The organism is Pseudomonas sp. FP1742, assembly GCF_030687145.1.
Classification (GTDB): Bacteria; Pseudomonadota; Gammaproteobacteria; order Pseudomonadales; family Pseudomonadaceae; genus Aquipseudomonas; species Aquipseudomonas frederiksbergensis_D.
In genome coordinates, this window is the sequence record NZ_CP117460.1 from 1197463 (window position 1) to 1224433 (window position 26971).

29 protein-coding genes are annotated in these 26971 nt (G+C 59.0%); 27 read left to right on the forward strand and 2 right to left on the reverse strand.

Annotated elements, in window-relative coordinates:
• Positions 1-32 precede the first annotated feature (32 nt).
• The 5 genes from ffh to rplS all read left to right on the forward strand — a co-directional run bounded on the left by ffh (position 33) and on the right by rplS (position 3604).
• Positions 33-1409 carry a signal recognition particle protein gene (gene ffh, locus PSH64_RS05215; RefSeq protein ID WP_018927073.1) on the forward strand — a complete coding sequence of 459 codons (1377 nt, stop codon included), beginning with the start codon at positions 33-35 and terminating at the stop codon, positions 1407-1409.
• 250 nt (positions 1410-1659) lie between these two features.
• The gene (gene rpsP, locus PSH64_RS05220) at positions 1660-1911 is read left to right on the forward strand and encodes a 30S ribosomal protein S16 (protein ID WP_003198088.1); all 252 of its coding nucleotides are present in this window, start codon (positions 1660-1662) and stop codon (positions 1909-1911) included.
• A 5-nt stretch (positions 1912-1916) separates the two neighbouring features.
• A complete protein-coding gene (gene rimM / locus PSH64_RS05225; RefSeq protein ID WP_105340217.1) occupies positions 1917-2453 on the forward strand; it encodes a ribosome maturation factor RimM in 537 nt (178 codons plus the stop codon).
• On the forward strand, positions 2435-3208 hold the full coding sequence (trmD, locus tag PSH64_RS05230) for a tRNA (guanosine(37)-N1)-methyltransferase TrmD (RefSeq protein WP_181150624.1): 774 nt from the start codon (positions 2435-2437) through the stop codon (positions 3206-3208). Before rimM ends, trmD begins: the two co-directional genes overlap by 19 nt.
• A 45-nt stretch (positions 3209-3253) precedes the next feature.
• A complete protein-coding gene (gene rplS / locus PSH64_RS05235) occupies positions 3254-3604 on the forward strand; it encodes a 50S ribosomal protein L19 (protein ID WP_003175895.1) in 351 nt (116 codons plus the stop codon).
• A gap of 314 nt (positions 3605-3918) precedes the next feature.
• On the opposite strand, the gene suhB is transcribed toward rplS, so the two are convergent.
• The gene (gene suhB, locus PSH64_RS05240) at positions 3919-4737 is read right to left on the reverse strand and encodes an inositol-phosphate phosphatase (RefSeq protein ID WP_019693473.1); all 819 of its coding nucleotides are present in this window, start codon (positions 4735-4737) and stop codon (positions 3919-3921) included.
• A gap of 146 nt (positions 4738-4883) precedes the next feature.
• On the opposite strand from suhB, the gene trmJ reads away from it, so the two are divergent.
• From trmJ to PSH64_RS05350, 22 genes are all read left to right on the forward strand, one after another.
• On the forward strand, positions 4884-5654 hold the full coding sequence (gene trmJ, locus PSH64_RS05245; protein WP_305480156.1) for a tRNA (cytosine(32)/uridine(32)-2'-O)-methyltransferase TrmJ: 771 nt from the start codon (positions 4884-4886) through the stop codon (positions 5652-5654).
• A 2-nt stretch (positions 5655-5656) separates the two neighbouring features.
• Positions 5657-6433 (forward strand): serine O-acetyltransferase, encoded by a 777-nt coding sequence (gene cysE / locus PSH64_RS05250; RefSeq protein ID WP_105340220.1) that lies wholly within the window; start codon positions 5657-5659, stop codon positions 6431-6433.
• A 184-nt stretch (positions 6434-6617) separates the two neighbouring features.
• Positions 6618-7109, forward strand: a complete 492-nt coding sequence (iscR, locus tag PSH64_RS05255; protein ID WP_003227911.1) for a Fe-S cluster assembly transcriptional regulator IscR — start codon at positions 6618-6620, stop codon at positions 7107-7109.
• A 50-nt stretch (positions 7110-7159) separates the two neighbouring features.
• Positions 7160-8374, forward strand: a complete 1215-nt coding sequence (locus PSH64_RS05260; RefSeq protein ID WP_007941393.1) for an IscS subfamily cysteine desulfurase — start codon at positions 7160-7162, stop codon at positions 8372-8374.
• A gap of 85 nt (positions 8375-8459) precedes the next feature.
• Positions 8460-8846, forward strand: coding sequence for a Fe-S cluster assembly scaffold IscU (gene iscU, locus PSH64_RS05265; protein WP_003443374.1), 387 nt, complete (start codon positions 8460-8462; stop codon positions 8844-8846).
• A 34-nt stretch (positions 8847-8880) separates the two neighbouring features.
• On the forward strand, positions 8881-9204 hold the full coding sequence (iscA, locus tag PSH64_RS05270) for an iron-sulfur cluster assembly protein IscA (protein ID WP_007941391.1): 324 nt from the start codon (positions 8881-8883) through the stop codon (positions 9202-9204).
• A gap of 8 nt (positions 9205-9212) precedes the next feature.
• Positions 9213-9734 carry a co-chaperone HscB gene (hscB, locus tag PSH64_RS05275; RefSeq protein ID WP_018927068.1) on the forward strand — a complete coding sequence of 174 codons (522 nt, stop codon included), beginning with the start codon at positions 9213-9215 and terminating at the stop codon, positions 9732-9734.
• A 51-nt stretch (positions 9735-9785) separates the two neighbouring features.
• Positions 9786-11651, forward strand: a complete 1866-nt coding sequence (gene hscA, locus PSH64_RS05280) for a Fe-S protein assembly chaperone HscA (RefSeq protein ID WP_105340221.1) — start codon at positions 9786-9788, stop codon at positions 11649-11651.
• Entirely contained in the window at positions 11651-11992 is a 342-nt protein-coding gene (gene fdx, locus PSH64_RS05285; RefSeq protein ID WP_018927066.1) for an ISC system 2Fe-2S type ferredoxin, read from the forward strand. Before hscA ends, fdx begins: the two co-directional genes overlap by 1 nt.
• 14 nt (positions 11993-12006) lie before the next feature.
• Positions 12007-12207, forward strand: coding sequence for a Fe-S cluster assembly protein IscX (iscX, locus tag PSH64_RS05290; RefSeq protein ID WP_007929528.1), 201 nt, complete (start codon positions 12007-12009; stop codon positions 12205-12207).
• A gap of 92 nt (positions 12208-12299) precedes the next feature.
• The gene (gene ndk, locus PSH64_RS05295; protein WP_105340222.1) at positions 12300-12725 is read left to right on the forward strand and encodes a nucleoside-diphosphate kinase; all 426 of its coding nucleotides are present in this window, start codon (positions 12300-12302) and stop codon (positions 12723-12725) included.
• Between the two features lie 28 nt (positions 12726-12753).
• Positions 12754-13902, forward strand: coding sequence for a 23S rRNA (adenine(2503)-C(2))-methyltransferase RlmN (rlmN, locus tag PSH64_RS05300; RefSeq protein ID WP_105340223.1), 1149 nt, complete (start codon positions 12754-12756; stop codon positions 13900-13902).
• Positions 13903-13914: 12 nt separating this feature from the next.
• A complete protein-coding gene (pilW, locus tag PSH64_RS05305) occupies positions 13915-14673 on the forward strand; it encodes a type IV pilus biogenesis/stability protein PilW (RefSeq protein WP_105340224.1) in 759 nt (252 codons plus the stop codon).
• Positions 14673-15689 (forward strand): RodZ family helix-turn-helix domain-containing protein, encoded by a 1017-nt coding sequence (locus tag PSH64_RS05310; RefSeq protein WP_305480158.1) that lies wholly within the window; start codon positions 14673-14675, stop codon positions 15687-15689. The genes pilW and PSH64_RS05310 overlap by 1 nt, the downstream gene beginning before the upstream one ends.
• A 3-nt stretch (positions 15690-15692) precedes the next feature.
• The gene (gene ispG / locus PSH64_RS05315) at positions 15693-16802 is read left to right on the forward strand and encodes a flavodoxin-dependent (E)-4-hydroxy-3-methylbut-2-enyl-diphosphate synthase (RefSeq protein WP_003185136.1); all 1110 of its coding nucleotides are present in this window, start codon (positions 15693-15695) and stop codon (positions 16800-16802) included.
• Positions 16803-16839: 37 nt separating this feature from the next.
• Positions 16840-18129, forward strand: a complete 1290-nt coding sequence (hisS, locus tag PSH64_RS05320; RefSeq protein ID WP_305480159.1) for a histidine--tRNA ligase — start codon at positions 16840-16842, stop codon at positions 18127-18129.
• Between the two features lie 40 nt (positions 18130-18169).
• Positions 18170-18811, forward strand: a complete 642-nt coding sequence (locus PSH64_RS05325; RefSeq protein WP_305480160.1) for a tetratricopeptide repeat protein — start codon at positions 18170-18172, stop codon at positions 18809-18811.
• On the forward strand, positions 18804-19955 hold the full coding sequence (gene bamB / locus PSH64_RS05330) for an outer membrane protein assembly factor BamB (protein WP_305480161.1): 1152 nt from the start codon (positions 18804-18806) through the stop codon (positions 19953-19955). The genes PSH64_RS05325 and bamB overlap by 8 nt, the downstream gene beginning before the upstream one ends.
• Positions 19956-20166: 211 nt before the next feature.
• Positions 20167-21639, forward strand: a complete 1473-nt coding sequence (gene der / locus PSH64_RS05335; RefSeq protein WP_018927059.1) for a ribosome biogenesis GTPase Der — start codon at positions 20167-20169, stop codon at positions 21637-21639.
• A 222-nt stretch (positions 21640-21861) separates the two neighbouring features.
• The gene (locus tag PSH64_RS05340; RefSeq protein ID WP_305480162.1) at positions 21862-23010 is read left to right on the forward strand and encodes a pyridoxal phosphate-dependent aminotransferase; all 1149 of its coding nucleotides are present in this window, start codon (positions 21862-21864) and stop codon (positions 23008-23010) included.
• Positions 22998-23789 carry an amidohydrolase gene (locus PSH64_RS05345; RefSeq protein WP_305480163.1) on the forward strand — a complete coding sequence of 264 codons (792 nt, stop codon included), beginning with the start codon at positions 22998-23000 and terminating at the stop codon, positions 23787-23789. Before PSH64_RS05340 ends, PSH64_RS05345 begins: the two co-directional genes overlap by 13 nt.
• 243 nt (positions 23790-24032) lie before the next feature.
• Positions 24033-24995 (forward strand): transposase, encoded by a 963-nt coding sequence (locus tag PSH64_RS05350; protein ID WP_305478208.1) that lies wholly within the window; start codon positions 24033-24035, stop codon positions 24993-24995.
• A gap of 162 nt (positions 24996-25157) precedes the next feature.
• Here the strand turns inward: PSH64_RS05350 and leuA are convergent, their stop codons facing one another.
• Positions 25158-26837, reverse strand: a complete 1680-nt coding sequence (gene leuA / locus PSH64_RS05355) for a 2-isopropylmalate synthase (RefSeq protein ID WP_305480164.1) — start codon at positions 26835-26837, stop codon at positions 25158-25160.
• Between the last annotated feature and the right edge of the window lie 134 nt (positions 26838-26971).

Here is a 26971-nt window from a genome sequence, read left to right on the forward strand (position 1 = left end):
CCGGTCTACACAGGGCCTGAAAGGATCGCGCAATGTTTGAAAACTTAACCGACCGTCTCTCGCAGACGCTGCGCCATGTCACCGGCAAGGCCAAGCTGACCGAAGACAACATCAAAGACACCCTGCGTGAAGTGCGCATGGCGTTGCTCGAAGCCGACGTCGCCTTGCCGGTGGTCAAAGACTTCGTCAATTCGGTCAAGGAGCGCGCTGTCGGCACCGAGGTGTCGCGCAGCCTGACGCCGGGCCAGGCCTTCGTGAAGATCGTCCAGGCCGAACTCGAAAGCCTGATGGGCGCGGCCAACGAAGATCTGAACCTCAGCGCCGTTCCGCCAGCCGTGGTGCTGATGGCCGGTTTGCAGGGCGCGGGTAAAACCACCACCGCCGGCAAACTCGCTCGCTTCCTTAAGGAGCGCAAGAAGAAGTCGGTCATGGTCGTGTCCGCGGACGTTTACCGTCCGGCGGCGATCAAGCAGCTGGAAACCCTGGCCAGCGACATCGGCGTGACGTTCTTCCCGTCCGACCTGAGCCAGAAGCCGGTCGACATCGCGCAAGCGGCTATTAAAGAAGCCAAGCTGAAATTCATCGACGTGGTCATCGTCGATACCGCCGGTCGTCTGCACATCGATGAGGAGATGATGGGCGAGATCAAGGCGCTGCACGCCGCGATCAATCCGGTCGAAACCCTGTTCGTGGTCGATGCCATGACCGGCCAGGACGCCGCCAATACGGCCAAGGCCTTCGGCGACGCACTGCCGCTGACCGGTGTGATCCTGACCAAGGTCGACGGCGATGCCCGTGGCGGTGCCGCGCTGTCGGTGCGTGCCATTACCGGCAAGCCGATCAAGTTCATCGGTATGGGCGAGAAGAGCGAAGCGCTCGAACCGTTCCACCCTGAGCGTATCGCATCGCGCATCCTCGGCATGGGCGACGTGCTCAGCCTGATCGAACAGGCCGAAGCGACCCTCGACAAGGACAAGGCCGACAAACTGGCCAAGAAGCTGAAGAAGGGCAAGGGCTTCGACCTCGAAGACTTCCGCGATCAGCTGCAACAGATGAAGAACATGGGCGGCCTCGGCGGCCTCATGGATAAACTGCCGAACATCGGTGGCGTGAACCTGGCGCAGATGGGCAATGCCCAGGGTGCGGCAGAGAAACAATTCAAGCAGATGGAAGCCATCATCAATTCCATGACCCCGGCCGAGCGCCGCGACCCTGAGCTGATCAGCGGTTCGCGCAAGCGCCGGATCGCCATGGGCTCCGGCACTCAGGTGCAGGACATCGGTCGCTTGATCAAGCAGCACAAGCAGATGCAGAAGATGATGAAGAAATTCTCCGCCAAAGGCGGAATGGCCAAAATGATGCGCGGCATGGGCGGTATGTTGCCCGGCGGTGGCATGCCCAAGATGTAAAGAATTCGCGCGGGAGCTTGCTCCTGCGCCGACCCACACGGACGTGGGATCTCCAGCAAACCCGCGCTTGGCGGGAGCTGACTGGCCATCTTCAACGATGGCTCTATAGCAAATCTGGATGGCACGCCGATAGGCGCCGGAAAAAGACATTTGCAAAAGTCCGGATATTCCTTAGAATATGCGGCCTTTCGGGCACCTATGCCCGCTGTGCATTTAGATTTGCAGCACCGACTACAGGAACGATGTTCACATGCTAACAATCCGTCTTGCCCTTGGCGGCTCCAAAAAGCGCCCGTTTTACCACTTGACCGTAACCGACAGCCGCAACCCGCGTGACGGTTCGCACAAGGAACAGGTTGGTTTCTTCAACCCTGTTGCTCGTGGTCAAGAAGTTCGTCTGTCCGTGAACCAAGAGCGCGTAGCCTACTGGCTGAGCGTTGGTGCACAACCTTCTGAGCGCGTTGCTCAGTTGTTGAAGGAATCTGCTAAGGCTGCGGCCTGAGCAATATGAACGCGACGCCAGCTGTTGCTGATGATTTGATCGTTATCGGCAAGATTTATTCTGTTCACGGCGTTCGCGGCGAAGTGAAGGTGTATTCCTTTACTGATCCGATTAAAAACCTGTTGGACTATAAAACCTGGACGCTCAAGCGCGAAGGTAACGTAAAGCAGGTCGAGCTGGTCAGTGGACGTGGGAACGACAAGTTCCTGGTCGCAAAGCTCAAGGGTCTTGATGATCGTGAAGAAGCTCGTCTTCTGGCTGGTTATGAGATCTGCGTGCCGCGCAACCTGTTCCCTGAATTGACCGACGGCGAGTACTACTGGTACCAGCTGGAAGGTCTGAAGGTCATTGATACTCACGGGCAATTGTTCGGGAAAATCGATCATCTTCTGGAAACCGGCGCCAATGATGTAATGGTGGTCAAGCCTTGCGCTGGCAGCCTGGATGATCGCGAACGCCTGTTGCCCTATACCGAGCAATGCGTATTGGCCGTCGACCTTGCTGCAGGCGAGATGAAGGTGGAATGGGATGCGGACTTCTAAACGTGGCTAACCTGCGCGTAGAAGTGATCAGTTTGTTTCCCGAGATGTTCTCCGCCATCAGCGAGTACGGCATCACCAGTCGTGCGGTGAAACAGGGGTTGTTGCAGCTTACCTGTTGGAACCCGCGAGATTACACGACGGATCGACATCACACTGTGGACGATCGCCCATTTGGCGGTGGTCCGGGCATGGTGATGAAGATCAAGCCCCTGGAAGATGCTCTGGTTCACGCCAAGGCAGCAGCCGGGGAGGCGGCGAAGGTAATTTACCTGTCCCCCCAAGGCCGTCAACTGACTCAGTCGGCGGTGCGCGAGTTGGCGAATCTGGATGCATTGATCCTGATTGCCGGCCGCTATGAAGGCATTGACGAGCGTTTTATTGAAGCTCATGTCGATGAAGAGTGGTCGATTGGCGACTATGTACTGTCTGGCGGCGAGCTGCCGGCGATGGTCCTGATCGATGCGGTTACACGACTGCTGCCTGGAGCTTTAGGGCATGCGGACTCCGCCGAGGAAGATTCCTTTACGGATGGTTTGCTGGATTGCCCGCACTACACCCGACCGGAGGTGTATGCGGATCAGCGTGTTCCCGACGTATTGCTAAGTGGCAATCACGCGCACATCCGGCGTTGGCGTTTACAGCAGTCCCTTGGTCGGACCTATGAACGACGCGCCGATCTTCTGGAAAGCCGCTCGCTTTCTGGAGAAGAGAAGAAGCTGCTCGAGGAATACATCCGCGAGCGGGACGATAGTTAACAACGTATCGATGGTAGATCCGACGATTTACCTTAGGAGCACAGCATGACTAACAAAATCATCCTTGCACTCGAAGCAGAGCAGATGACTAAAGAGATCCCTACCTTTGCCCCGGGCGACACCATTGTCGTTCAGGTGAAAGTGAAGGAAGGCGATCGTTCGCGTCTGCAAGCGTTCGAAGGCGTAGTTATCGCCAAGCGTAACCGCGGCGTAAACAGTGCTTTCACCGTTCGTAAAATCTCCAACGGTGTTGGTGTAGAGCGTACTTTCCAGACCTACAGCCCGCAAATCGACAGCATGGCCGTTAAGCGTCGCGGTGACGTACGTAAAGCCAAGCTGTACTACCTGCGTGACCTGTCCGGTAAAGCAGCTCGCATCAAGGAAAAACTGGCTTAAGTCCGGCTTCCGATGCCGAAAAGCTGGCCTCTCCGGGCTGGCTCTTCAAGAAAATGCCTCGTATCGAAAGATGCGGGGCATTTTTCGTTATGGCTGTATTTAATGCTGTTCAGTTGGGGTGCGTAGCTTGTGGGGGCGGGCTTGCTCGCGAAGGCGGTGCGCCAGGCAACATTGATGTCGACTGACACGCCGCCTTCGTGAGCAAGCTCGCTCCCACATGGGTCGCGGCGTTAGGGGTGGGCTGCACAAAAGCAAACGCCCCGAACCAGTCGGGGCGTTTGCTTGAGGTGTTTCGGCGTTTTGTGTCTGGGTGCTTAGCGCTTCAGCGAAGCTGGCAGGTGCGGCTGAATCGCCGTCAATACTGCTTTGAAGCACTTGGTATTGCCGGCGACGACGTGGCCTTTCTCGAGGAAGTCGTGACCGCCGGTGAAGTCGCTCACCAGGCCGCCAGCTTCCTGGATCAGCAGGGCGCCCGCAGCCATGTCCCACTCGGACAGGCCTGATTCCCAGAATGCGTCGAAACGGCCGGCGGCCACGTAGGCCAGGTCCAGGCTGGCTGCGCCAGCGCGGCGGATGCCGGCGGTCTGGCCAACCAGGGCGCGGAACATGCCCAGGTAGTTGTCGAGGTTGTCCATCTGGTCGTCACGGAACGGGAAGCCGGTACCCAGCAGGGCGCCGTCCAGGCTGGTACGGCCGCTGACGCGCAGGCGACGACCGTTCAGTTGAGCGCCGCGACCACGGCTGGCGGTGAATTCTTCCTGGCGAACCGGGTCCAGAACAACAGCGTGTTCCAGGCGGCCGCGGTATTTGCAGGCGATGCTGACAGCGAAGTGAGGAATGCCGCGCAGGAAGTTGGTGGTGCCGTCCAGTGGATCGATGATCCACAGGTATTCTTCGCCTTCGATGCCGGTGCCGGCGTGCATGCCGGTTTCTTCACCCATGATCGAGTGATTCGGGTAGGCCTTGCGCAGTGCGTCGATGATTTTCTGTTCGGCAGCGCGATCTACCTCGGATACGTAATCCTTGGCGTCTTTTTCGTCGACCTTGATGGTATCCAGGCGCTCGATGGAGCGGAAGATCAATTCACTGGCGCTGCGGGCGGCGCGCAGCGCGATATTCAGCATGGGCTGCATGGATGTGTCACCTAAGGTTGTTAAAGAAAGCCGGGCATTCTATCAGAAAGTTTCTACAGGAGAAGGTCGACGTTCGCTTTCATAGCTTAACGGTAGGATGCTCTGTAAGATTCTGCTCCCGATTATCGTGTTCGAGAGCGCCTCCCTTGCTGCAAAACATTCGTGTCGTCCTGGTCAATACCAGTCACCCCGGAAATATCGGCGGTGCTGCGCGTGCCATGAAGAACATGGGCCTGTCGCGGCTGGTGCTGGTCGAGCCGCGGTTGTTCCCGCACCACGAGGCCGATGCGCGTGCGTCCGGTGCCGGCGATATCCTTGAAAATGCGCAAGTCGTCGCCACCTTGGAAGATGCCTTGGTCGGCTGCAATCTGGTGCTGGGTACCAGTGCCCGTGATCGTCGCATTCCCTGGCCGTTGCTCGATCCCCGTGAGTGCGGTGTGAAGGTGGTCGAGGAAGCGGGGCGGGGTGCCGAGATTGCGCTGGTGTTTGGTCGTGAAGACTCCGGCCTGACCAATGAAGAGCTGCAGCGATGTCATTATCATGTGCACATCCCCTCAGACCCTGAGTTCAGTTCGTTGAACCTCGGGGCGGCGGTGCAGGTGTTGAGCTATGAAGTGCGCATGTCCTGGCTGGCGGCCCAGGGTCAGCCGAGCAAGGTCGAGAAGGAAGAAGTGGCGTCCACCAAGAGTGGTGAGCTGGCGACCATGGATGAGCTGGAGCGATTCTATGAGCACCTGGAGCAGACCCTGGTGGCTATCGAGTTTCTCGACCCGGAAAAGCCTCGGCACTTGATGGCGCGCCTGCGTCGGTTGTACGGACGCAGCTCGGTCAGTCGGGCGGAAATGAATATATTGCGTGGCATCCTCACGGAAACCCAGAAAGCGGCCCGTGGTGAGCTTCTAAAGCGGAAGGATTAATGATGTTCGAGCGTTTGCGTGAAGATATTCAGAGTGTTTTTCATCGTGACCCGGCGGCGCGTAATGCTTTTGAAGTCCTGACCTGCTATCCGGGGATGCATGCCATCTGGATCCATCGCCTGTCGTCGGTCCTGTGGCGCGCCGAGCTGAAATGGCTGGCGCGGCTGGTGTCGAACTTCGGTCGCTGGTTGACCGGGATCGAGATTCATCCGGGCGCCAAAGTGGGTCGTCGTTTCTTTATCGATCATGGCATGGGCATCGTCATCGGTGAAACCGCTGAAATCGGCAACGATGTCACCCTCTATCAAGGCGTGACGCTTGGCGGTACCAGCTGGAACAAAGGCAAGCGTCACCCGACTCTGGAGGATGGCGTGGTGGTCGGCGCGGGTGCCAAGGTGCTCGGCCCGTTCACGGTCGGTGCTGGCGCCAAGGTCGGCTCCAATGCCGTGGTCACCAAGGCTGTTCCTGCTGGGGCGACTGTTGTCGGGATTCCTGGGCGGATCATCGTCAAGTCCGACGACGAGCAGGATGCCAAGCGTAAGGCGATGGCCGAGAAGATCGGTTTCGATGCCTACGGTGTCGGTGAAGACATGCCGGACCCGGTGGCTCGCGCGATCGGTCAGTTGCTCGATCACCTGCAGGCGGTCGATGGGCGTCTGGAAGGGATGTGCGGGGCGCTGAAGGATCTGGGCAGTAATTACTGTGCCAAGGATCTGCCTGAACTGCGTGAAGAAGACTTTGCTTGTGTGAAAGACAAGGACGAAAGCAAGGCCGGCTGATTCGCTGCAGGGTCGCATTCAGGCATTTGCACCGCGCTGGTTGGTGTGCCATTACGCCACAGACCCTGCTATGATGCGCGCGCTCTTTTGCGGGTAAACCCGAGTAAAGCACTAGGACTTATAGTTGACTTAAATACTCGGGAATTGCATACTCGCCCCATTCCGAACTCCGTGGTAATTGTCCATGCGACTGACTACAAAAGGCCGATACGCCGTGACCGCCATGCTTGACCTGGCGTTGCACGCGCAGCACGGGCCGGTGTCCCTGGCCGATATCTCCGAGCGCCAAGGCATCTCCCTGTCCTACCTCGAGCAGCTTTTCGCCAAATTGCGCCGCAGCAATCTGGTGTCCAGTGTTCGTGGCCCGGGCGGTGGTTACCAACTGTCCCGCGACATGCAGGGCATCCAGGTCGCCCAGGTGATCGATGCGGTCAACGAATCGGTCGATGCAACCAAATGCCAGGGACAGGGTGATTGCCATTCCGGCGACACCTGTCTGACCCACCACTTGTGGTGCGATCTGAGCCTGCAGATTCACGAATTTCTGAGCGGTATCAGCTTGGCTGACCTTGTAACTCGCCGTGAGGTGCAAGAAGTAGCCCAGCGTCAGGACCAGCGCCGTTGCAACAGCAAGGCGCCACGCCTGGACAAGATTGAAGCGTCCGCCGTCGAATGACAGCCAAAGAGCTAGCGGCACGCCAGCCAGCCTGATTTAGGAGATAGTCCATGAAATTGCCGATTTACCTTGATTACTCTGCGACCACCCCGGTTGATCCGCGTGTCGCGCAAAAGATGAGTGAATGCCTGCTGGTCGACGGAAACTTCGGTAACCCGGCGTCCCGTTCCCACGTGTTCGGCTGGAAAGCCGAAGAGTCCGTCGAGAACGCTCGTCGTCAGGTCGCTGACCTGGTTAACGCCGACCCGCGCGAAATCGTCTGGACCTCCGGTGCCACCGAGTCCGACAACCTGGCAATCAAGGGTGCGGCGCATTTCTACTCCACCAAAGGCAAGCACCTGATCACCACCAAGATTGAGCACAAGGCTGTCCTCGACACCATGCGCCAACTGGAGCGTGAGGGTTTCGAAGTGACCTACCTCGATCCTCGCGAAGATGGTCTGGTCACTCCGGAAATGGTCGAAGCTGCCCTGCGTGACGACACCATCCTGGTCTCGGTCATGCACGTGAACAACGAAATCGGCACCATCAACGACATCGCCGCCATCGGTGAGCTGACCCGTTCCCGGGGCATCCTGTTCCACGTCGACGCTGCTCAGTCCACCGGCAAGGTCGAGATCGACCTGTCGAAGCTGAAAGTCGACCTGATGTCGTTCTCTGCCCACAAAACCTATGGCCCTAAAGGCATCGGCGCGCTGTACGTCAGCCGCAAGCCGCGTGTGCGCATCGAAGCGACCATGCACGGCGGCGGTCATGAGCGTGGCATGCGTTCCGGCACCCTGGCGACTCACCAGATCGTCGGCATGGGCGAAGCGTTCCGTGTGGCCAAGGAAGACATGGCTGCCGAGAATGCACGCATCAAAGCCCTGAGCGACCGTTTCTTCAAACAGGTCGAAGGCCTGGAAGAGCTGTACGTCAACGGCAGCATGACCGCCCGCGTACCGCACAACCTGAACCTGAGCTTCAACTACGTCGAAGGCGAGTCGCTGATCATGGCGCTCAAGGATCTGGCGGTTTCGTCCGGTTCGGCCTGCACCTCGGCATCGCTTGAGCCTTCGTACGTTCTGCGCGCCCTGGGCCGCAATGACGAACTGGCACACAGCTCGATTCGCTTCACCTTCGGTCGCTTCACCACCGAAGAAGAAATCGACTACGCCGCGCAGAAAGTCTGCGAGGCCGTCACCAAGCTGCGCACTCTGTCGCCGCTGTGGGACATGTACAAAGACGGCGTCGACATTTCGAAAATCGAGTGGGCGGCACACTGATATTCAAGTCGCCGCAACCGGGCCCTGCGAATCCACGATTTGCAGGGTTTCAAGAGCGACTCCTGATGAGTGAGGATTAAGAATCATGGCTTACAGCGAAAAGGTCATCGACCACTACGAGAACCCGCGCAACGTCGGCAAGATGGACGCGGAAGATCCTGATGTCGGCACCGGCATGGTCGGCGCTCCGGCGTGCGGTGACGTGATGCGTCTGCAGATCAAGGTCAACGAACAAGGCATCATCGAAGACGCCAAGTTCAAGACTTACGGTTGCGGTTCGGCAATCGCCTCCAGCTCCCTGGCGACCGAGTGGATGAAAGGCAAGACTCTGGATGAAGCAGAGACCATCAAGAACACTCAGCTGGCCGAAGAACTGGCCCTGCCGCCAGTGAAAATTCACTGCTCCGTACTCGCCGAAGACGCTATCAAAGCGGCCGTTCGCGACTACAAGCAGAAGAAAGGCTTGATCTGACTTTCAAGATTTGGCGACGAGTAAGGAGTCACCGATGGCTATCAGCATGACAGAAGCGGCTGCTCAACACGTGCGACGCTCCCTCAACGGGCGCGGCAAGGGTGATGGGATTCGTCTGGGTGTTCGCACCACGGGCTGTTCCGGCCTTGCCTATGTGCTGGAGTTTGTCGACGAGGTGGGCGCGGACGATCAGGTGTTCGAAAGTCACGGCGAGAAAGTGATCATCGACCCGAAAAGCCTGGCATACCTGGACGGCACCGAGCTTGATTTCGTCAAGGAAGGGTTGAACGAAGGCTTCAAGTTCAACAACCCCAACGTACGCGGTGAATGTGGCTGCGGCGAAAGCTTCAACATCTGAGGCTACTCGTGGGTACTCCTTGTCATTTCGCTCTATTTGAGCTGCAACCGAGTTTCAATCTGGACCTCGATCAGCTGGCTACGCGCTACCGTGAGTTGGCGCGCGGCGTTCATCCGGACCGCTTTGCCGACGCTTCCGAGCGCGAGCAGCGGCTGGCACTCGAGCAATCCGCGAGCCTCAACGAGGCCTACCAGACGCTCAAAAGCCCCCCCAAGCGCGCGCGATATTTGCTCGCATTGAGTGGTGGCGAGTTGCCGCTGGAGGTCACGGTGCATGATCCGGAGTTTCTTCTGCAGCAGATGGAGTTGCGTGAAGAGCTTGAGGATCTGCAGGACAGCGCCGACATGGCGGGTATCGCCACGTTCAAGCGCCGCCTCAAGGCAGCTCAGGATGAACTGAACCAAAGCTTCGCAGCTTGCTGGAACGATGCGGCACAACGCGAACGGGCCGAACGCCTGATGCGGCGCATGCAGTTCCTCGACAAGCTCACCTACGAAGTGCGCCAGTTAGAAGAGCGCCTCGACGATTAACCCAGTGCCGCTCCGGTCGCACGCCTGATATACAGATAAGTCCTGATCACGATGGCCCTACTGCAGATCGCCGAACCCGGCCAAAGTCCTCAACCGCACCAGCGTCGTCTGGCTGTGGGGATCGACTTGGGCACTACCAATTCGCTGGTCGCTGCGTTGCGCAGTGGTCTTTCCGAGCCTCTGGCCGACGCGCAAGGGCGGGTTATCCTGCCGTCTGCCGTGCGCTATCACGCCGATCGCGTCGAAGTCGGCGAGTCGGCGAAACTGGCTGCCGCCACCGATCCTTTGAATACCGTGTTGTCGGTCAAGCGCTTGATGGGTCGTGGTCTGTCCGACGTCAAGCAATTGGGCGATCAGCTGCCGTACCGCTTTGTCGACGGCGAGTCGCACATGCCGTTCATCGACACGGTGCAAGGCCCGAAAAGCCCGGTCGAAGTCTCCGCCGATATCCTCAAGGTGCTGCGTCAGCGCGCTGAAGCGACCTTGGGTGGCGAACTGGTCGGCGCAGTGATCACCGTTCCGGCCTATTTCGATGATGCTCAGCGTCAAGCCACCAAGGATGCGGCCAAGCTGGCCGGCCTGAACGTGCTGCGCTTGCTCAATGAACCGACCGCTGCTGCGGTGGCTTACGGACTGGATCAACAGGCTGAAGGCCTGGTTGCCATTTATGACCTGGGCGGCGGCACCTTTGATATTTCGATTCTGCGCCTGACCGGCGGTGTATTCGAAGTGCTGGCTACCGGCGGCGACAGTGCGTTGGGTGGCGATGACTTCGATCACGCCATTGCTGGCTGGATTATCGAGAGTGCCGGTCTGTCGGCCGACCTCGATCCGGGCGAGCAACGCAATCTGTTGCAAACCGCTTGTGCGGCCAAAGAAGCCCTGACCAGTGCCTCGTCCGTCGAAGTCGCGTATGGCGACTGGAAGGCGGGGCTGACCCGTGAAGCGTTCAATGCGCTGATCGAGCCGATGGTCGCCCGCAGCCTGAAAGCCTGTCGTCGCGCGGTGCGTGATTCCGGCATTGAGCTGGAAGACGTTCATGCGGTGGTCATGGTCGGCGGCTCGACTCGCGTGCCGCGCGTGCGCGAAGCCGTTGCGCAAGCCTTCGGTCGTGAACCGCTGACCGAAATCGACCCGGATCAAGTCGTGGCCATCGGTGCCGCGATCCAGGCCGATACCCTGGCCGGCAACAAGCGTGACGGCGGCGAACTGCTGTTGCTCGACGTGATTCCGTTGTCCCTGGGGCTGGAAACCATGGGTGGCCTGATGGAGAAGGTGATTCCGCGCAACACCACCATCCCTGTCGCCCGGGCCCAGGACTTCACCACTTATAAAGACGGCCAGTCGGCCATGGCGATCCACGTATTGCAGGGTGAGCGCGAGCTGATCAGCGACTGCCGCTCCCTGGCGCGCTTCGAATTGCGTGGCATTCCAGCGATGGTTGCTGGTGCGGCGAAGATTCGCGTGACCTTCCAGGTCGATGCCGATGGTCTGCTCAGTGTCTCGGCCCGCGAACTGGGTTCGGGTGTCGAAGCCAGTATTCAGGTCAAGCCGTCCTACGGCCTGACCGACGGCGAAATCGCCAAGATGCTCAAGGATTCGTTCCAGCACGCCAACGACGACAAGGTCGCCCGGGTATTGCGTGAGCAGCAGGTCGATGCCCAGCGCCTGATCGAGGCCGTGCAGGGCGCTCTGGATGTCGACGGCGAGCGCCTGCTCGACGCCGAGGAGCGCATGGTCATCGAAATGCAGATGCAGGAACTGACCGAATTGATGAAAGGCACCGATGGTTACGCCATCGAGCAGCAGACCAAGCGTCTGTCGCAAGTGACCGATGCGTTTGCTGCCCGCCGCCTGGACTCGACGGTGAAAGCCGCTCTGGCGGGGCGCAATTTGAATGAAATCGAGGATAACTGATGCCGCAGGTCATTTTTCTGCCACACGAGAAGTTCTGCCCGGAAGGCATGGTTGTGGAGGCTGAGCCTGGCATATCCATTCTCGAGCTGGCCCATGAACACCATATCGAGATGGAAAGTGCCTGCGGCGGCGTCTGCGCGTGCACCACTTGTCACTGCATCATTCGTGAGGGTTTCGACTCGCTGGAAGAGGCTGATGAGCTGGAGGAGGACTATCTTGATAAGGCCTGGGGGCTGGAAGCCCAGTCGCGTCTGGCCTGTCAGGCAAAGGTCGGGACTGAAGACCTGACCGTCGAAATTCCGAAATACTCGCTCAACCATGCAGCCGAAGCGCCGCACTGATTCAAGGAGCTTTCATGAGCCTGAAATGGGTTGATGTGCTGGAAATCGCGATCCAGCTGGCTGAATCAAAGCCGGATGTGGACCCGCGTTATGTGAACTTCGTCGATCTGCACCAGTGGGTGCTGGCATTGCCGGAGTTCAGTGATGATCCGGCCCGCGGTGGCGAGAAGGTGCTTGAAGCCATTCAGGCCGCCTGGATCGAAGAAGCGGACTGAGTCTGCACCGTACGCAGTTAGGCAATACCAAAGAACCCGCGTATAATTCGCGGGTTTAATTTTTCGCAAATTACCGTTTCTGGAGTTACACCATGGCTGTTCAACGTACTTTCTCCATCATCAAGCCTGACGCCGTTGCTAAAAACGTGATCGGCAAGATCGTTTCCCGTTTCGAAGACGCTGGCCTGCGCGTTGTAGCTTCGAAAATGAAGCAACTGTCCAAAGCCGAAGCTGAAGGCTTCTACGCTGAGCACAGCGCTCGTGGTTTCTTCAACGACCTGGTTGCTTTCATGATTTCCGGTCCGGTTGTCGTTCAGGTTCTGGAAGGCGAAAACGCTATCGCTCTGAACCGTGAGCTGATGGGCGCTACCAACCCTAAAGAAGCTGCTCCAGGCACCATCCGCGCTGACTTCGCTGATTCGATCGACGCCAACGCTGTACACGGTTCGGACTCCGAAGCCGCTGCTGCTCGCGAAATCTCGTACTTCTTCGCAGCTACTGAAGTAACCGCTCGCTAAGCATTGGCTTAAGAGTGAAGGTGAATCCATGACTACATCGACTGTAAAAACCAACCTGCTGGGTCTGACTCAGCAGGAAATGGAGAAATTCTTCGACTCGATCGGGGAGAAGCGTTTCCGTGCCGGTCAGGTAATGAAATGGATTCACCACTTTGGCGTCGATGATTTCGACGCCATGACGAATGTCAGCAAGGCCTTGCGCGAAAAGCTCAAGGCCGTTGCTGAAATTCGTGGTCCGGAAGTGGTCAGCGAGGACATCTCCAGCGACGGCACCCGTAAGTGGGTGGTGCGCGTGGCGTCCGGCAGCTGCGTCGAGACCGTTTACATTCCCCAGGGCAAACGCGGCACATTGTGCGTTTCGTCCCAGGCAGGCTGTGCCCTGGATTGCAGTTTCTGCTCCACCGGCAAGCAAGGTTTCAATAGCAACCTCACCGCCGCCGAAGTCATCGGCCAGGTGTGGATTGCCAACAAATCCTTTGGCAGCGTCCCGGCAACCGTCGACCGTGCCATCACCAACGTGGTGATGATGGGCATGGGTGAGCCGCTGCTGAACTTCGACAACGTCGTGGCCGCCATGCATCTGATGATGGATGACCTGGGCTACGGGATCTCCAAGCGCCGCGTGACCCTGTCCACTTCGGGCGTGGTGCCGATGATCGATGAGCTGTCCAAGCACATCGACGTCTCCCTGGCGTTGTCGTTGCACGCACCGAATGACGCATTGCGTAACCAATTGGTGCCGATCAACAAGAAATATCCGCTTAAGATGCTGCTGGAGTCGTGCCAGCGCTACATGTCGTCCCTGGGCGAAAAGCGTGTGCTGACCATCGAGTACACCTTGCTCAAGGACATCAACGACAAGGTCGAACATGCCGTTGAGATGATCGAGTTGCTCAAGAACATCCCGTGCAAGATCAACCTGATTCCGTTCAACCCGTTCCCGCATTCCGGTTACGAGCGCCCGAGCAACAACGCGATTCGCCGTTTCCAGGATCAGCTTCACCATGCCGGCTTCAACGTCACCGTGCGCACAACCCGCGGTGAAGACATCGATGCCGCGTGTGGCCAATTGGTAGGACAGGTGCTGGATCGCACCCGTCGCAGTGAACGTTATATCGCCGTGCGTGAGTTGAGCGCCGACAACGATATGGCGCAAAACGCTGCGAACAATAATTAAGAGAGGATCTCTATGTCCCTGCGCTTCGCGCTGCTTGTGCTGTTGGCCAGCCTCTGTGCTGGATGTGTCCTGTCGGGCGATTTCAACCCGATGAAGACCAGCAAGGGCCGTGACGAAGCGCGCGCCGCCTACGTGCAGCTGGGCTTGGGGTACTTGCAGCAGGGCATGACAGAGCGCGCCAAGGTCCCTTTGAAGAAGGCGTTGGAGCTGGATGACTCGGATCCTGACGCCAACGCGGCTCTGGGGCTGGTGTTCCAGGCGGAAATGGAGCCGGAACTGGCCGATCAGCATTTTCTCAAGGCGCTGTCTTCTCGTCCCGCCGACGCGCGAATCCTGAACAACTACGGCAGTTTTCTGTTCGAAGAAAAACGTTACAAAGAGGCGTACGAGCGCTTTGAACAGGCCGCCGCCGATACCCTGTATCCTGAGCGTTCGCGGGTGTTCGAGAACCTAGGCATGACCGCTTCAAAGCTTGGTCAGCGCGATCTCGCCCGTCAGCAACTGGAAAAAGCATTGCGTTTGAACCGTCAACAGCCACGTGCCTTGCTGGAAATGGCTGAGTTGTCCTTCGAAGACAGGCATTATGTGCCCGCGCGTGACTATTACGATCGTTTTAGCCTGCTCAGCGAGCAAAATGCACGTAGTCTATTGCTCGGCGTTCGGCTGGCAAAAGTGTTCGAAGATCGCGACAAGGCCGCTAGTGCAGGCCTGCAACTAAAACGACTCTATCCCGGTACGCCGGAATATCAGCAATACCTGTCGGAGCAATGATGAAAGCGGCGCATCCCGAAGTTGTAGCAGCGAATCGCGTAAACCCCGGTGAGACTTTGCGCCAGGCCCGCGAAAGCAATGGCTGGTCGCTGGCCGAAGTGGCCCTCAAGCTCAACCTCACCGTCAATTCCCTGAGTAATCTGGAAGCCGGCGCTTTCGACAAGCTGCCTGGCCATACCTTTGCTCGTGGTTATATTCGCGCGTATGCCAAATTGCTGGGCATGGACCAGGCCGTTCTGGTTCAGCAGTTCGATCAATCCACCGGTACCGACTCCCAGGGCAGCAACGTCCACAGCCTGGGGCGTATCGAAGAGCCGGTTCGGGTTTCGCACACAATTTTGCGAATTGTCAGCCTGCTGTTGCTGATCGCGGTGATTGGCGGTGGTTTTGTCTGGTGGCAGGATCAAACCTCTCTGCGCACCAAGGACCTGGTCAGCCTGACCCCGGAACACGTTGAAGTCGAAGGCGCCGACGGCACCACCCAGATTCATCCGCTGGACGAGCCGGAAGACCAGGCCGTCGCACAAGGTCAGGCTGAAGGTGAAACACCTCTCGCGTTGCCTCAGGCCGAGACATCGGCCGAGGAACCAGCCAGCGCCGAAGCGAGCGCACCGACTCCAGCTCCAGCAACCCCGGTGGCCACGCCTGCGGCTCCGGCCCACAGCACTGCCCCGGTTGTCGCGGCAGCGCCGGCCCCGGCGGTTCCCGCTGTGCCGGCACCGGTTGTCGCGGCTCCGGTTGCTCCGACCGCACCCGCAGCTGCTCCGGTAGCCGGGCAAGGCCAGGTTCAACTGCAATTCACCGCCGATTGCTGGACGCAAGTGACCGACGGCACCGGCAAGGTGCTGTTGAGTGGTCTCAAGCGTAAAGGCGAAAGTGTTTCCGTCAGCGGCAAACCGCCCTTTGCCGTGCGTCTGGGCTTCGCCCGTGGCGCGCAGGTCAGCTACAACGGGCAAGTGGTTGATGTCGCTCCGTTCACCAGTGGCGAGACTGCTCGCCTGAAGTTGGGTCAATAAGTCATGCACGGCGAATCTCCAATCAAGCGTCGCGAATCCCGCAAGATCTGGGTCGGTAACGTACCTGTTGGCGGCGATGCGCCCATCGCCGTGCAGAGCATGACCAACAGCGATACCAATGACGTGGCCGCCACCGTGGCCCAGATCAATCGTCTGGAAGCCGCTGGCGTCGATATCGTACGGGTCTCGGTGCCGGACATGGACGCCGCCGAAGCCTTCGGCAAGATCAAGCAGCTGGTCAAAGTGCCGTTGGTGGCCGACATCCATTTCGACTACCGGATTGCTCTGCGCGTAGCCGAACTGGGCGTCGATTGCCTGCGTATCAACCCGGGCAACATCGGTCGTGAAGACCGCGTGCGTGCGGTGGTCGATGCCGCCCGTGATCGCGGGATTCCGATCCGCATCGGCGTCAACGCCGGTTCCCTGGAAAAAGACCTGCAAAAGAAATACGGCGAGCCGACTCCCGCTGCGCTGGTCGAGTCCGCCCTGCGTCACGTCGAACACCTCGAACGCCTGAATTTCCAGGACTTCAAGGTCAGCGTAAAAGCCTCCGACGTGTTCATGGCCGTTGAAGCCTACCGCTTGCTGGCCAAGGAAATCGTCCAGCCGTTGCACTTGGGGATTACCGAAGCCGGTGGTTTGCGTTCAGGCACAGTGAAATCCGCGGTGGGCCTCGGTATGCTGCTCGCCGAAGGGATTGGCGATACTATTCGCATCTCGTTGGCGGCCGACCCGGTCGAGGAAGTGAAAGTCGGCTACGACATTCTCAAATCCCTGCACTTGCGTTCCCGTGGCATCAACTTCATCGCCTGCCCGAGCTGCTCGCGGCAGAACTTCGATGTGGTCAAAACCATGAACGAGCTGGAAGGGCGCCTCGAAGACCTGCTGGTGCCGCTGGATGTCGCGGTAATCGGTTGCGTGGTCAACGGGCCGGGCGAAGCCAAGGAAGCCCATATCGGCTTGACCGGCGGCACGCCAAACCTGATTTACATCGACGGCAAGCCGTCGCAGAAACTGACGAATGACAATCTGGTGGATGAGCTTGAACGCTTGATCCGGCAGAAAGCGGCCGAAAAGGTCGAAGCTGACGCAGCTGTAATCGCTCGCGGCTGACTCTGACTAAAGAGCCGAACGAATTTAAGGATTTAAAGTGAGCAAGTCTCTGCAAGCCATTCGTGGCATGAACGACATCCTGCCCGAACAGACTCCCCTGTGGCGTCATTTCGAGGGCACTGTTTCGCGTCTGCTGGATAACTACGGTTACAAGCAGATCCGCATGCCGATCGTCGAGTTCACCGAGCTGTTCAAGCGCTCGATCGGTGAAGTGACCGACATCGTCGAAAAAGAGATGTACACCTTCGAAGACCGCAACGGCGATTCCCTGACCCTGCGCCCTGAAGGCACAGCGGCCTGCGTGCGTGCGGTGCTCGAGCACGGCATCACCGGCGGTGGCCAGGTGCAGAAACTCTGGTACATCGGCCCGATGTTCCGTCACGAACGTCCACAGAAAGGTCGTTATCGCCAGTTCCACCAGATCGGTTGCGAAGTCTTCAACCTCGACGGTCCGGACATCGACGCCGAGTTGATCGTGCTGACCTGGCGCCTGTGGGGCGAACTGGGTATCCGCGATGCGGTCAAGCTCGAGCTCAATAGCCTGGGCACTGCCGAATCCCGCGCTCGTTATCGCGAAGCACTGGTCGAGTACCTGACCGCTCGCCTGGATCAACTGGACGAAGACAGCCAGCGCCGTCTGAAGACCAACCCGCTGCGGGTCCTGGATACCAAGAACACCGACACTCAAGCGGTGCTGGCCGACGCGCCGAAAATGGCCGACTACCTCGACGAAGAATCCCGCGTGCACTTCGAGGGCCTCAAGGCTCGCCTGGACGCCGCCGGCATTCCTTATGTGATCAACCCGAAGCTGGTTCGCGGGCTGGATTACTACAGCAAGACCGTTTTCGAATGGGTCACCGACCAGTTGGGCGCCCAGGGCACCGTGTGTGCCGGTGGTCGTTACGACGGCCTGGTGGAGCAGATGGGCGGCAAGCCGACCCCGGGCGTAGGTTTCGCCATGGGTATCGAACGCCTGGTACTGCTGCTTGAAACCCTTGAACAGATCCCGGAAGAAATCTCCCGTCAGGTCGATGTCTACCTGTGTGCCTTCGGCGAGGCCGCCGAACTGGCTGCCCTGACGTTGAGCGAAAAGGTGCGTGATCAATTGCCCAACCTGCGCCTGCAAGTCAATGCCGGTGCCGGCAGCTTCAAAAGCCAGTTCAAGAAAGCCGACAAGAGCGGTGCGTTGTACGCATTGATCCTCGGTGACGACGAAATGGCCCAGCAAGTGGTAGGTTTCAAACCCCTGCGTGGCCAGGGCGAACAACAAAGCATTGCCTGGGATGCGCTTGCTGCACACCTGGCCACCTGCGTCGTGCAGGGTTGAAGCTGTCAAACAGCCGATTTAGCGATTAAGGAGTATTGGGGTGTCGAGTACCGAAGACGAACATCTGGCGGAGTTGAAGGACTGGTGGACACGCAACGGCAAGCCCCTGGTCACTGGCGGCCTGTTGGCGCTGGTCATCGTATTCGGCTGGCAGGCCTTTCAGAAGTATCAGAGCAATCAGTCGCAAGGCGCCTCGATTCTCTACCAGCAATTGCTGGAAACCACGCTGACGCCTGACGGCAAGCCTGATGCTGCACGTGTTTCGGATCTGGCCGGCAAGCTCAACAGCGAGTTCGGCGGCACCGCTTACGCGCAATACGGCAGCCTGTTCGTGGCGAAAGTCGCGGTCGACAGCGGCAAGCTCGACGACGCAGCCAGCGAGCTGAAAGCCATTGTCGACAAACCGGCCAACCCGGCACTGGGTGAAGTCGCCCGTCAGCGCCTGGCGCAGGTACTGGCCGCGCAGAACAAGGTCGATGAAGCCCTGAAACTGCTCGAAGGCGATGCCGACAAGGCCTTCCTGGCCACTCGTGAAGAACTCAAGGGCGACCTGCTGGTGCAGCTGGGCCGTACCGACGAAGCGAACGCGGCGTATCAAAAAGCCAAGGCGGCACTGTCGGATGAAGCGGCGGTCGGTGGCCTACAAATCAAGCTGGACGACCTGGCCAAAGGGGATGCGTGACGTGATCCGTTGGAAACATGCAGCATTGCTGGCTCTGGCCATTCTGGCCGCGGGTTGCAGCAGCAACAGCAAAAAAGAATTGCCACCGGCCGAGCTGACCGACTTCAAAGAAGAAGTGGTTCTGCACAAGCAGTGGAGTCGTTCGATCGGTAACGGTCAGGGCGAAACCTACAACATGCTGGTTCCGGCGATCGATGGCGATACCATCTATGCCGCCGACGTCACCGGTGTGGTGATGGCGATGGATCGCAGCAATGGCGACATCAAATGGAAGAAAGATCTCGAACTGCCTGTCTCCGGCGCCGTTGGCGTGGGTTACGGTCTGGTCATGATCGGCACGCTCAAGGGTGAAATCGTTGCCCTGGATGCCAGCAGCGGTGAAGAGAAATGGCGCGCTCGCGTGACCAGCGAAGTTCTCGCGCCGCCGGCCACCAACGGTGACGTTGTTGTGGTGCAGACCCAGGATGACCGTCTGATCGGTCTGGACGCCGCCACCGGCAACCAGCGCTGGTTGTATGACAGCACGCCGGCAGTCCTGACCCTGCGCGGCACCAGCGCACCGATCGTCACCAACCGCCTTGCGGTGGCTGGCCTGTCGACCGGTAAAGTGGTCGCTCTGGATATTTCCAACGGCGTGCCGGTGTGGGAACAGCGTGTAGCGATTCCACAAGGTCGTTCGGAGCTGGAGCGTGTGGTCGATATCGACGGTGGCTTGCTGCTGTCCGGCGGTACACTGTATGTCGCCAGCTACCAGGGTCGCGTCGCGGCACTGGACCTGGAAAGCGGTCGTCAGCTCTGGCAGCGTGATGCTTCCAGTTATGCCGGTGTCGCCCAGGGTTTTGGCAGCGTCTACGTGAGCCTGTCTTCGGGCACTGTTGAAGGCGTCGACGAGCGTTCCACCACTGCATTGTGGAGCAACGATTCGCTGGCCCGCCGTCAACTGTCGGCTCCGGAAGTGTTCTCCAGCTACGTTGCAGTCGGTGACCTGGAAGGTTACCTGCACCTGCTGAGTCAGGTGGACGGTCGTTTCGTCGGCCGCGAGCGCATCGACAGCGACGGCCTGCGTGCCCGTCCGCTGGTGGTGGGTGACACGATTTATGTGTATGGCAACAGCGGCAAACTGGAAGCCCTGACCATCAAGTAACAACTATGCTTGGGGTTGATCCCCAAGCGGCTTCACCTGTGGGAGCGGGCTTGCTCGCGAAGGGCGTCAACGATGACACGTACAACCTGAGTAAATGCGGTGCTATTACGTTTTTTCGCGAGCAAGCCCGCTCTCACAGTGCTGCCCCGAGCACCAGCCGCTGCCTCGCAGCGGCTTTTGTATTTTCTGAAATAACGAAGTGGAGAGCCGCATGGTTCCCGTAATCGCCCTGGTGGGCCGACCGAACGTCGGCAAGTCCACCTTGTTCAACCGCCTGACCAGGACTCGCGACGCCATCGTCGGCGACTTGTCCGGTCTGACCCGTGATCGCCAATACGGTGAGGCCAAGTGGCAAGGGCGTTCCTACATTCTGGTCGACACTGGCGGTATCTCCGGTGACGAGCACGGTATGGACGAAAAAATGGCCGAGCAGTCGCTGCTGGCCATTGAAGAAGCGGATGTCGTTCTGTTCCTGGTAGATGCCAAGGCCGGTTTTACCGCCGCCGACCAGATGATCGCCGAGCACTTGCGCAAGCGTAACAAGCGTTCCTACGTGGTCGCCAACAAGGTCGACAACATCGACCCTGAAATGGCCCGCGCCGAATTCGCCCCGTTGGGCATGGGCCACGCGATCCCGATCGCTGGTGCCCACGGTCGTGGCATCACCCAGATGCTGGAAATCGCCCTGAGCGACTTCCCGAAAGACGAAGAAGAACCGCAAGAAGGCGAAGAGGAAGAGATCGTTGCCGAAGGTGAGGAAGCCAAGCGCATTCCTGGCCCAAGCGAAAAAGACGGTATCAAGATCGCCATCATTGGCCGTCCGAACGTCGGCAAGTCGACCCTGGTCAACCGCATGCTCGGTGAAGACCGGGTGATCGTGTATGACCAGCCTGGTACCACCCGCGACAGTATCTACATCCCGTTCGAGCGTAACGACGAGAAGTACACGCTGATCGACACCGCTGGTGTGCGAAAGCGCGGCAAGATTCACGAAGAAGTCGAAAAGTTCTCCGTGGTCAAAACCCTGCAGGCGATCAAAGACGCCAACGTGGTGATCTTCGTGATGGACGCCCGCGAAGGCGTGGTGGACCACGACCTCAACCTGCTGGGCTTTGCCCTTGAAGCCGGTCGTGCGCTGGTGATCGCGATCAACAAGTGGGACGGCATGACGCCGAGCGAGCGCGATTTCGTGAAGGTCGAGCTGCAACGTCGACTGTTCTTTGTCGACTTCGCCGACATCCACTTCATCTCGGCCCTGCACGGCACTGGCGTAGGTAATCTCTATGCGTCGGTACAGAACTCGTTCAAGTCCGCGGTCACCCGCTGGCCGACCAACCGCCTGACCCAGATTCTGGAAGATGCGGTCGGCGAGCACGCGCCACCGATGGTCAACAACCGCCGGATCAAGCTGCGTTATGCCCACTTGGGTGGTGCGAACCCGCCGATCATCGTGATCCACGGTAACCAGATCGAGAAAGTGCCGAAGTCGTACGTGCGCTATCTGGAAAACACCTACCGTCGTGTACTCAAGCTGGTCGGTACGCCGATCCGTATCGAGTTCAAGGGCGGCGAGAACCCGTACGAAGGCAACAAGAACTCGCTCACCGACCGTCAGGTCAACAAGAAGCGTCGTTTGATGAGTCACCACAAGAAAGCCGACAAGAAGCGCCGCGACAAGCGCTGATTCACGACTGCCCGGCTCCTGTGGGAGCGGGCTTGCCCGCGAAGAACGATAATGCGTTCTACCTGACACACCACGGTGTGACCATCGCGGGCAAGCCACGCTCCCACAGGATCGGGTTACAGAAAGGGCGCTTTATGCGCCTTTTTTTATGGGCGCCGTTTGGGCTATCCTCGGGCTCTCCCGTGCCGCCGTTAGAGCCGGGTGTAGCGCAGGGAATCACCGATGATCACCAGTAAGCTGCCGAATGTCGGCATCACTATCTTCACGCAGATGTCTCAGCTCGCGGCGCAAACCGGGGCGATCAATCTGTCCCAGGGTTTTCCCGATTTCGACGGCCCGCAGGCCCTGCGTGATGCGGTCGGTCGGCATATCGCCAGTGGCCACAACCAGTATTCGCCGATGACCGGCTTGCTGGCGTTGCGTCAGCAGATCGCGGCGAAGATCGCTCGCAGCTATGGCGCCCACGTGGATGCTGACAATGAAGTGACGGTCACTCCCGGCGCGACTCAGGCGATTTTCTGCGCGATTCAGGCGGTGATCCACAGCGGTGACGAAGTCATCGTGTTTGATCCGGCCTACGACAGTTATGAACCTTCGGTGGAGCTGGCCGGTGGTCGTTGCGTGCATGTGCAACTGGGTCTGAAAGACTTTTCCATCGATTTCCAGAAGCTTGCCCAAGCCATTACGCCGCGCACGCGGATGATCATCCTCAATACCCCGCACAACCCAAGCGGTGCGCTGATCAGCCGTGCCGAACTGGATCAGTTGGCGGCGTTGATCCGCGACCGCGACATCTATGTGATCAGCGATGAAGTCTACGAACACCTGGTGTTCGACGGCGTGCCTCACGCCAGCGTACTGGCCCATGAGGAGCTGTATCAGCGCGCTTTCGTGGTCAGTTCGTTCGGCAAGACGTACCACGTTACCGGTTGGAAAACCGGTTATGTCGTGGCGCCGCCGGCCCTTAGCGCGGAACTGCGCAAGGTGCACCAGTACGTCAGTTTCTGCGGCGTGACGCCGCTGCAATACGCCTTGGCCGATTACATGGCCGAACACCCGGAACACGTCGAAGAGCTGCCGGGCTTCTATCAGGCCAAGCGCGATCTGTTCTGCGATCTGCTGACGCCGTCGCGCTTCAGTTTTACCCGCGTGGCCGGTACTTATTTCCAGTTGGTCGATTACTCGCAGATTCGCCCGGACCTCAATGACGTCGAGATGGCGCTGTGGATGACCCGCGAGCATGGCGTCGCGAGCATTCCGATCTCGGTGTTCTACCAGACTCCACCTGAAGGCCAGCGCCTGGTGCGTCTGTGCTTTGCCAAGCGTGAGGAGACCCTGCGTGAAGCAGCGGCAAAACTATGCGTGATCTGAATACTCTGCCCAATCTGAATCTTGCGCTGATCCAGACCACCCTGGCCTGGCACGATCGTCAGGCCAATCTGGAGCATTTCGAGCCGCTGCTGGAACAGGCTCGTGGCGCGGACCTGATCATCCTGCCGGAGATGTTCACCACCGGTTTCTCCATGGAATCGGAAGCCCTCGCCGAGCCGGAAAATGGCCCCACCAGTAAATGGATGCGGGCTCAGGCAGCGAAGCTGGGCGCGGTGGTGACCGGCAGCATCATCGTCCAGGCGGCTGACGGCAGCCATCGCAACCGTCTGTTGTGGGCACGGCCGGACGGGGAGGTGTGGCACTACGACAAGCGTCACTTGTTCCGCATGGCAGGGGAGAACAACCACTACACCCCGGGCGAGCGTCAGGTGCAGTTCGAATTGAAGGGCTGGCGAGTGCGGCCGCTGATTTGCTACGACCTGCGCTTCCCGGTCTGGAGTCGCGACCCGCAAGACACTGACTTATTGCTGTACACCGCCAACTGGCCGGGAGCACGGCGTCAGCACTGGAACCGTTTGCTGCCGGCACGGGCGATCGAAAATCTCTGCTATGTGGCGGCGGTGAACCGCATCGGTACCGATGGCAAAGGTTTTGCGTATACCGGTGACAGTCAGGTCCTGGATTTTCAGGGCGAGACATTGCTCAGCGCAGGCGATGCCGATGGCGTGTTCAAGGTCGTGCTGGACGCGGCGGAACTGGCGGCGTATCGCACACGGTTCCCGGCGAATCTGGATGCGGATACCTTCGAGTTCACTTGATAGTCTCGTTGTCTGACCGTCCGTCTTCGCGAGCAAGCCCGCTTGTATGTTTAGACTTGAAGGGGTGGGTGGGACTAAAAGCCCGATTCTGACTCTAGCCAGTACAGACCGTGGGAGACTTCGTCCCACCCCTTCTACCTAAAAGCGCCAATAAGGAATTCATCGGCTAGGCCGACGATAGAGACAAGCCAGCGCAACGGTAGACCCCAACAAGCTCTTAAACCCTAGCTCCGAGGATTCGTCATGACAATCCTTACTTCGCAAGCGGTCGTGGGTGTTGATGTGGCCAAGGCTGAGGTGCTCGTCTATCGCGCCGATCTGCAAACCACACAAGCCATCTCCAATAATCGAGCAGCACTCAAACGTTGGCTCAAGACGCTGCCCGCCAAAAGTGGCATTGCCGTTGAGGCCACCAACATTTACCACTTGGACACGGTTGAGTTGGCCTATGAGTTGGGTCATCAGGTCTACGTCGTGGACGGTTATCGCTTGAGTCATTACCGCCGCAGTGTCGGCCAACGAGCTAAAAATGATCCGTGTGATGCTCGTCTTCTGGCTCGGTATCTGGCGCATGAACAGGGTGGGTTACGCGCTTGGAGCCCGCCGCCCAAGGCTTACAAGGCCCTGCAAAGCCTGCTTCATCGACGGGCAGCACTGATCAAGGCGCGTGTCAGCCTGGCTCAGAGCTGGGCCAATGAGCCGCGCCTGGAAGAAGAGCTGAAATGTCTGATGGAGACGTTTAAGCGCTCGGATTTGGCCATTCAAAAACAGCTGCGTGACCTGAGCAAAGAGGCCGGAGCCGCCGAAAATATTGAGCGTTGCAAGGCCATTGAAGGCGTTGGTGTACTGACGGCAACTGGATTTGCGACGGCTTTTTTGCGTGGCGAGTTTAAGGACAGCAATGCCTTCATCGCTTTTTTGGGCATGGACTTGAGGGTCGATGACTCGGGAAAAAAGACGGGGAGTCGCAGTCTGACCAAGAAAGGGGATCCGGAAATACGACGTCTGGCCCACAACTCGGCCATGGCCGCCTGTCGTTCAGCGACCTGGAAACCATTTTATGAAGGGTACCTGGCCAGAGGTTTCAAGAGGACTCAGGCCCTGGTAATCCTTGCCCGAAAACTCGCCCGGGTGGCGTTCGCTCTGATGAAAAACCAGAGCGAATACCAACCGAATCGACCGTTGCAGGGTTGTCCTGCAACATAGAATCTCCCACACTTGATCGGTGTGAACACAGATTTTGTGTTCACCAAAATTTACTGTGGGAGCGGGCTTGCTCGCGAAGGGGCCGGTACAGGCAATACAAAAAAGCAGGCAAAAAAAGGCCCCGAGGTGCTCACCCCGGGGCCTTTTGCGTTGCAGTGAAGCTTACGCCGCTTTCGCTTCCGGCTGGCTCAGGGAGCGGTTCAGCGCGCTGAACAGGGCCTTGAAGCTGGCGGTGGTGATGTTTTCATCGATGCCGACGCCGTGCACCGCACGCTCACCGTTCACCCGCAGTTCAATGTAGGCCGCAGCCTTGGCATTGGTGCCCGCGCCAATGGCGTGTTCGTTGTAGTCCATGATCTCAACCGGGATCGGCAGACCGGCCACCAGGGCTTCCAGGGCACCGTTGCCCTTGCCGCGCCAGTGCAGGTTGGTTTCGCCCTGGCCTTTGCTGGAGACTTCGACTTCCACGGCGCTGTGACCGTTTTCTTCCTGCAGGCGATGGCTGACCAGCGCGTACGGGGTGTTGGCCTGCAAGTACTCGCTGTGCAGCAGCGCGTGGATCTGCTGGGCGGACATCTCCAGGCCCAGGCGATCGGTTTCACGCTGCACGACCTGGCTGAACTCGATCTGCATGCGGCGTGGCAAGCTGATGCCGTATTCCTGTTCCAGCAGGTAAGCGATACCGCCCTTGCCCGACTGGCTGTTGACGCGAATGACCGCCTCGTAGCTGCGACCGATATCGGCCGGGTCGATCGGCAGGTATGGCACTTCCCACAGGGCGTCCGGTTTCTGCTGGGCGAAGCCCTTGCGGATGGCGTCCTGGTGCGAGCCGGAGAATGCGGTGTGAACCAGGTCGCCGACGTACGGATGACGTGGGTGCACCGGAATCTGGTTGCACTCTTCGACGACTTTGCGCACGCCGTCGATGTCGGAGAAGTCCAGCTCAGGGTCTACGCCCTGGGTGTAGAGGTTCAATGCCACGGTGACGAGATCGACGTTACCGGTACGCTCGCCGTTGCCGAACAGGCAGCCTTCGACACGGTCGGCGCCGGCCATCAGGCCCAGCTCGGTAGCGGCCACGCCGGTACCGCGGTCGTTGTGGGTGTGCAGGCTGATGATCACGCTGTCACGACGGTTGATGTGACGGCCGAACCATTCGATCTGGTCGGCATAGATGTTCGGGGTGGCGCATTCGACGGTGGCAGGCAGGTTGAGGATCACCTTGTGCGCAGGCGTCGGGTTCCACACCTCGATCACCGCGTCGCAGACTTCCTTGGCGAATTCCAGTTCGGTGGCGCTGAAGGTTTCTGGCGAGTATTCGAAGGTCCACTCGGTTTCCGGCTGCTGGGCGGCATATTTGACGAACAGCTTGGCGGCGTTCACGGCAATGGCCTTGATCCCGTCCTTGTCCTGGTTGAAGACAATGCGGCGGAAGGAAGGGGAGGTCGCGTTGTACAGGTGAACGATGGCCTTCTTGGCACCGCGCAGGGATTCGAACGTGCGCGCGATCAAGTCTTCACGGCCCTGGGTCAGCACCTGAATGGTGGTGTCGTCCGGGATGTGGCCGCCTTCGATCAGGGTACGCACGAAGTCGAAGTCGGTTTGCGAAGCCGCCGGGAACGAGGCTTCGATTTCTTTCACGCCGACCTGCACCAGGGTTTTCCAGAAACGCAGCTTCTTGACCGCGTCCATGGGCTCGATCAGCGACTGGTTGCCGTCACGAAGGTCCGAGCTGCACCAGATCGGCGCTGCGGTGATGGTCTTCGATGGCCAGGTGCGGTCCGGCAGGTTGATGGTCGGGAACGCACGGTATTTCGAAGACGGGTCTTTGAGCATGCTCATCGGGAAATCCTTATTGTGTGGGCCGAAAAAAGGCGGCCTGCCGTGGATCAAATGTTCTGGGGGTAAAGCGTAGGACGAGGCACCGCGATTCAGCCTGGCAGTCGTGCGCTGACAAGGCACAGGCTGCGGTGCTG

Coding starts and splice junctions, on each gene's coding strand:
- ffh (WP_018927073.1), top strand. CDS start 33: ATGTTTGAAAACTTAACCGACCGTCTCTCGCAGACGCTGCGCCATGTC.
- rpsP (WP_003198088.1), top strand. CDS start 1,660: ATGCTAACAATCCGTCTTGCCCTTGGCGGCTCCAAAAAGCGCCCGTTT.
- rimM (WP_105340217.1), top strand. CDS start 1,917: ATGAACGCGACGCCAGCTGTTGCTGATGATTTGATCGTTATCGGCAAG.
- trmD (WP_181150624.1), top strand. CDS start 2,435: ATGGGATGCGGACTTCTAAACGTGGCTAACCTGCGCGTAGAAGTGATC.
- rplS (WP_003175895.1), top strand. CDS start 3,254: ATGACTAACAAAATCATCCTTGCACTCGAAGCAGAGCAGATGACTAAA.
- suhB (WP_019693473.1), bottom strand. CDS start 4,737: ATGCAGCCCATGCTGAATATCGCGCTGCGCGCCGCCCGCAGCGCCAGT.
- cysE (WP_105340220.1), top strand. CDS start 5,657: ATGTTCGAGCGTTTGCGTGAAGATATTCAGAGTGTTTTTCATCGTGAC.
- iscR (WP_003227911.1), top strand. CDS start 6,618: ATGCGACTGACTACAAAAGGCCGATACGCCGTGACCGCCATGCTTGAC.
- PSH64_RS05260 (WP_007941393.1), top strand. CDS start 7,160: ATGAAATTGCCGATTTACCTTGATTACTCTGCGACCACCCCGGTTGAT.
- iscU (WP_003443374.1), top strand. CDS start 8,460: ATGGCTTACAGCGAAAAGGTCATCGACCACTACGAGAACCCGCGCAAC.
- iscA (WP_007941391.1), top strand. CDS start 8,881: ATGGCTATCAGCATGACAGAAGCGGCTGCTCAACACGTGCGACGCTCC.
- hscA (WP_105340221.1), top strand. CDS start 9,786: ATGGCCCTACTGCAGATCGCCGAACCCGGCCAAAGTCCTCAACCGCAC.
- fdx (WP_018927066.1), top strand. CDS start 11,651: ATGCCGCAGGTCATTTTTCTGCCACACGAGAAGTTCTGCCCGGAAGGC.
- iscX (WP_007929528.1), top strand. CDS start 12,007: ATGAGCCTGAAATGGGTTGATGTGCTGGAAATCGCGATCCAGCTGGCT.
- ndk (WP_105340222.1), top strand. CDS start 12,300: ATGGCTGTTCAACGTACTTTCTCCATCATCAAGCCTGACGCCGTTGCT.
- rlmN (WP_105340223.1), top strand. CDS start 12,754: ATGACTACATCGACTGTAAAAACCAACCTGCTGGGTCTGACTCAGCAG.
- pilW (WP_105340224.1), top strand. CDS start 13,915: ATGTCCCTGCGCTTCGCGCTGCTTGTGCTGTTGGCCAGCCTCTGTGCT.
- PSH64_RS05310 (WP_305480158.1), top strand. CDS start 14,673: ATGAAAGCGGCGCATCCCGAAGTTGTAGCAGCGAATCGCGTAAACCCC.
- ispG (WP_003185136.1), top strand. CDS start 15,693: ATGCACGGCGAATCTCCAATCAAGCGTCGCGAATCCCGCAAGATCTGG.
- bamB (WP_305480161.1), top strand. CDS start 18,804: ATGCGTGACGTGATCCGTTGGAAACATGCAGCATTGCTGGCTCTGGCC.
- der (WP_018927059.1), top strand. CDS start 20,167: ATGGTTCCCGTAATCGCCCTGGTGGGCCGACCGAACGTCGGCAAGTCC.
- PSH64_RS05340 (WP_305480162.1), top strand. CDS start 21,862: ATGATCACCAGTAAGCTGCCGAATGTCGGCATCACTATCTTCACGCAG.
- PSH64_RS05345 (WP_305480163.1), top strand. CDS start 22,998: ATGCGTGATCTGAATACTCTGCCCAATCTGAATCTTGCGCTGATCCAG.
- PSH64_RS05350 (WP_305478208.1), top strand. CDS start 24,033: ATGACAATCCTTACTTCGCAAGCGGTCGTGGGTGTTGATGTGGCCAAG.
- leuA (WP_305480164.1), bottom strand. CDS start 26,837: ATGAGCATGCTCAAAGACCCGTCTTCGAAATACCGTGCGTTCCCGACC.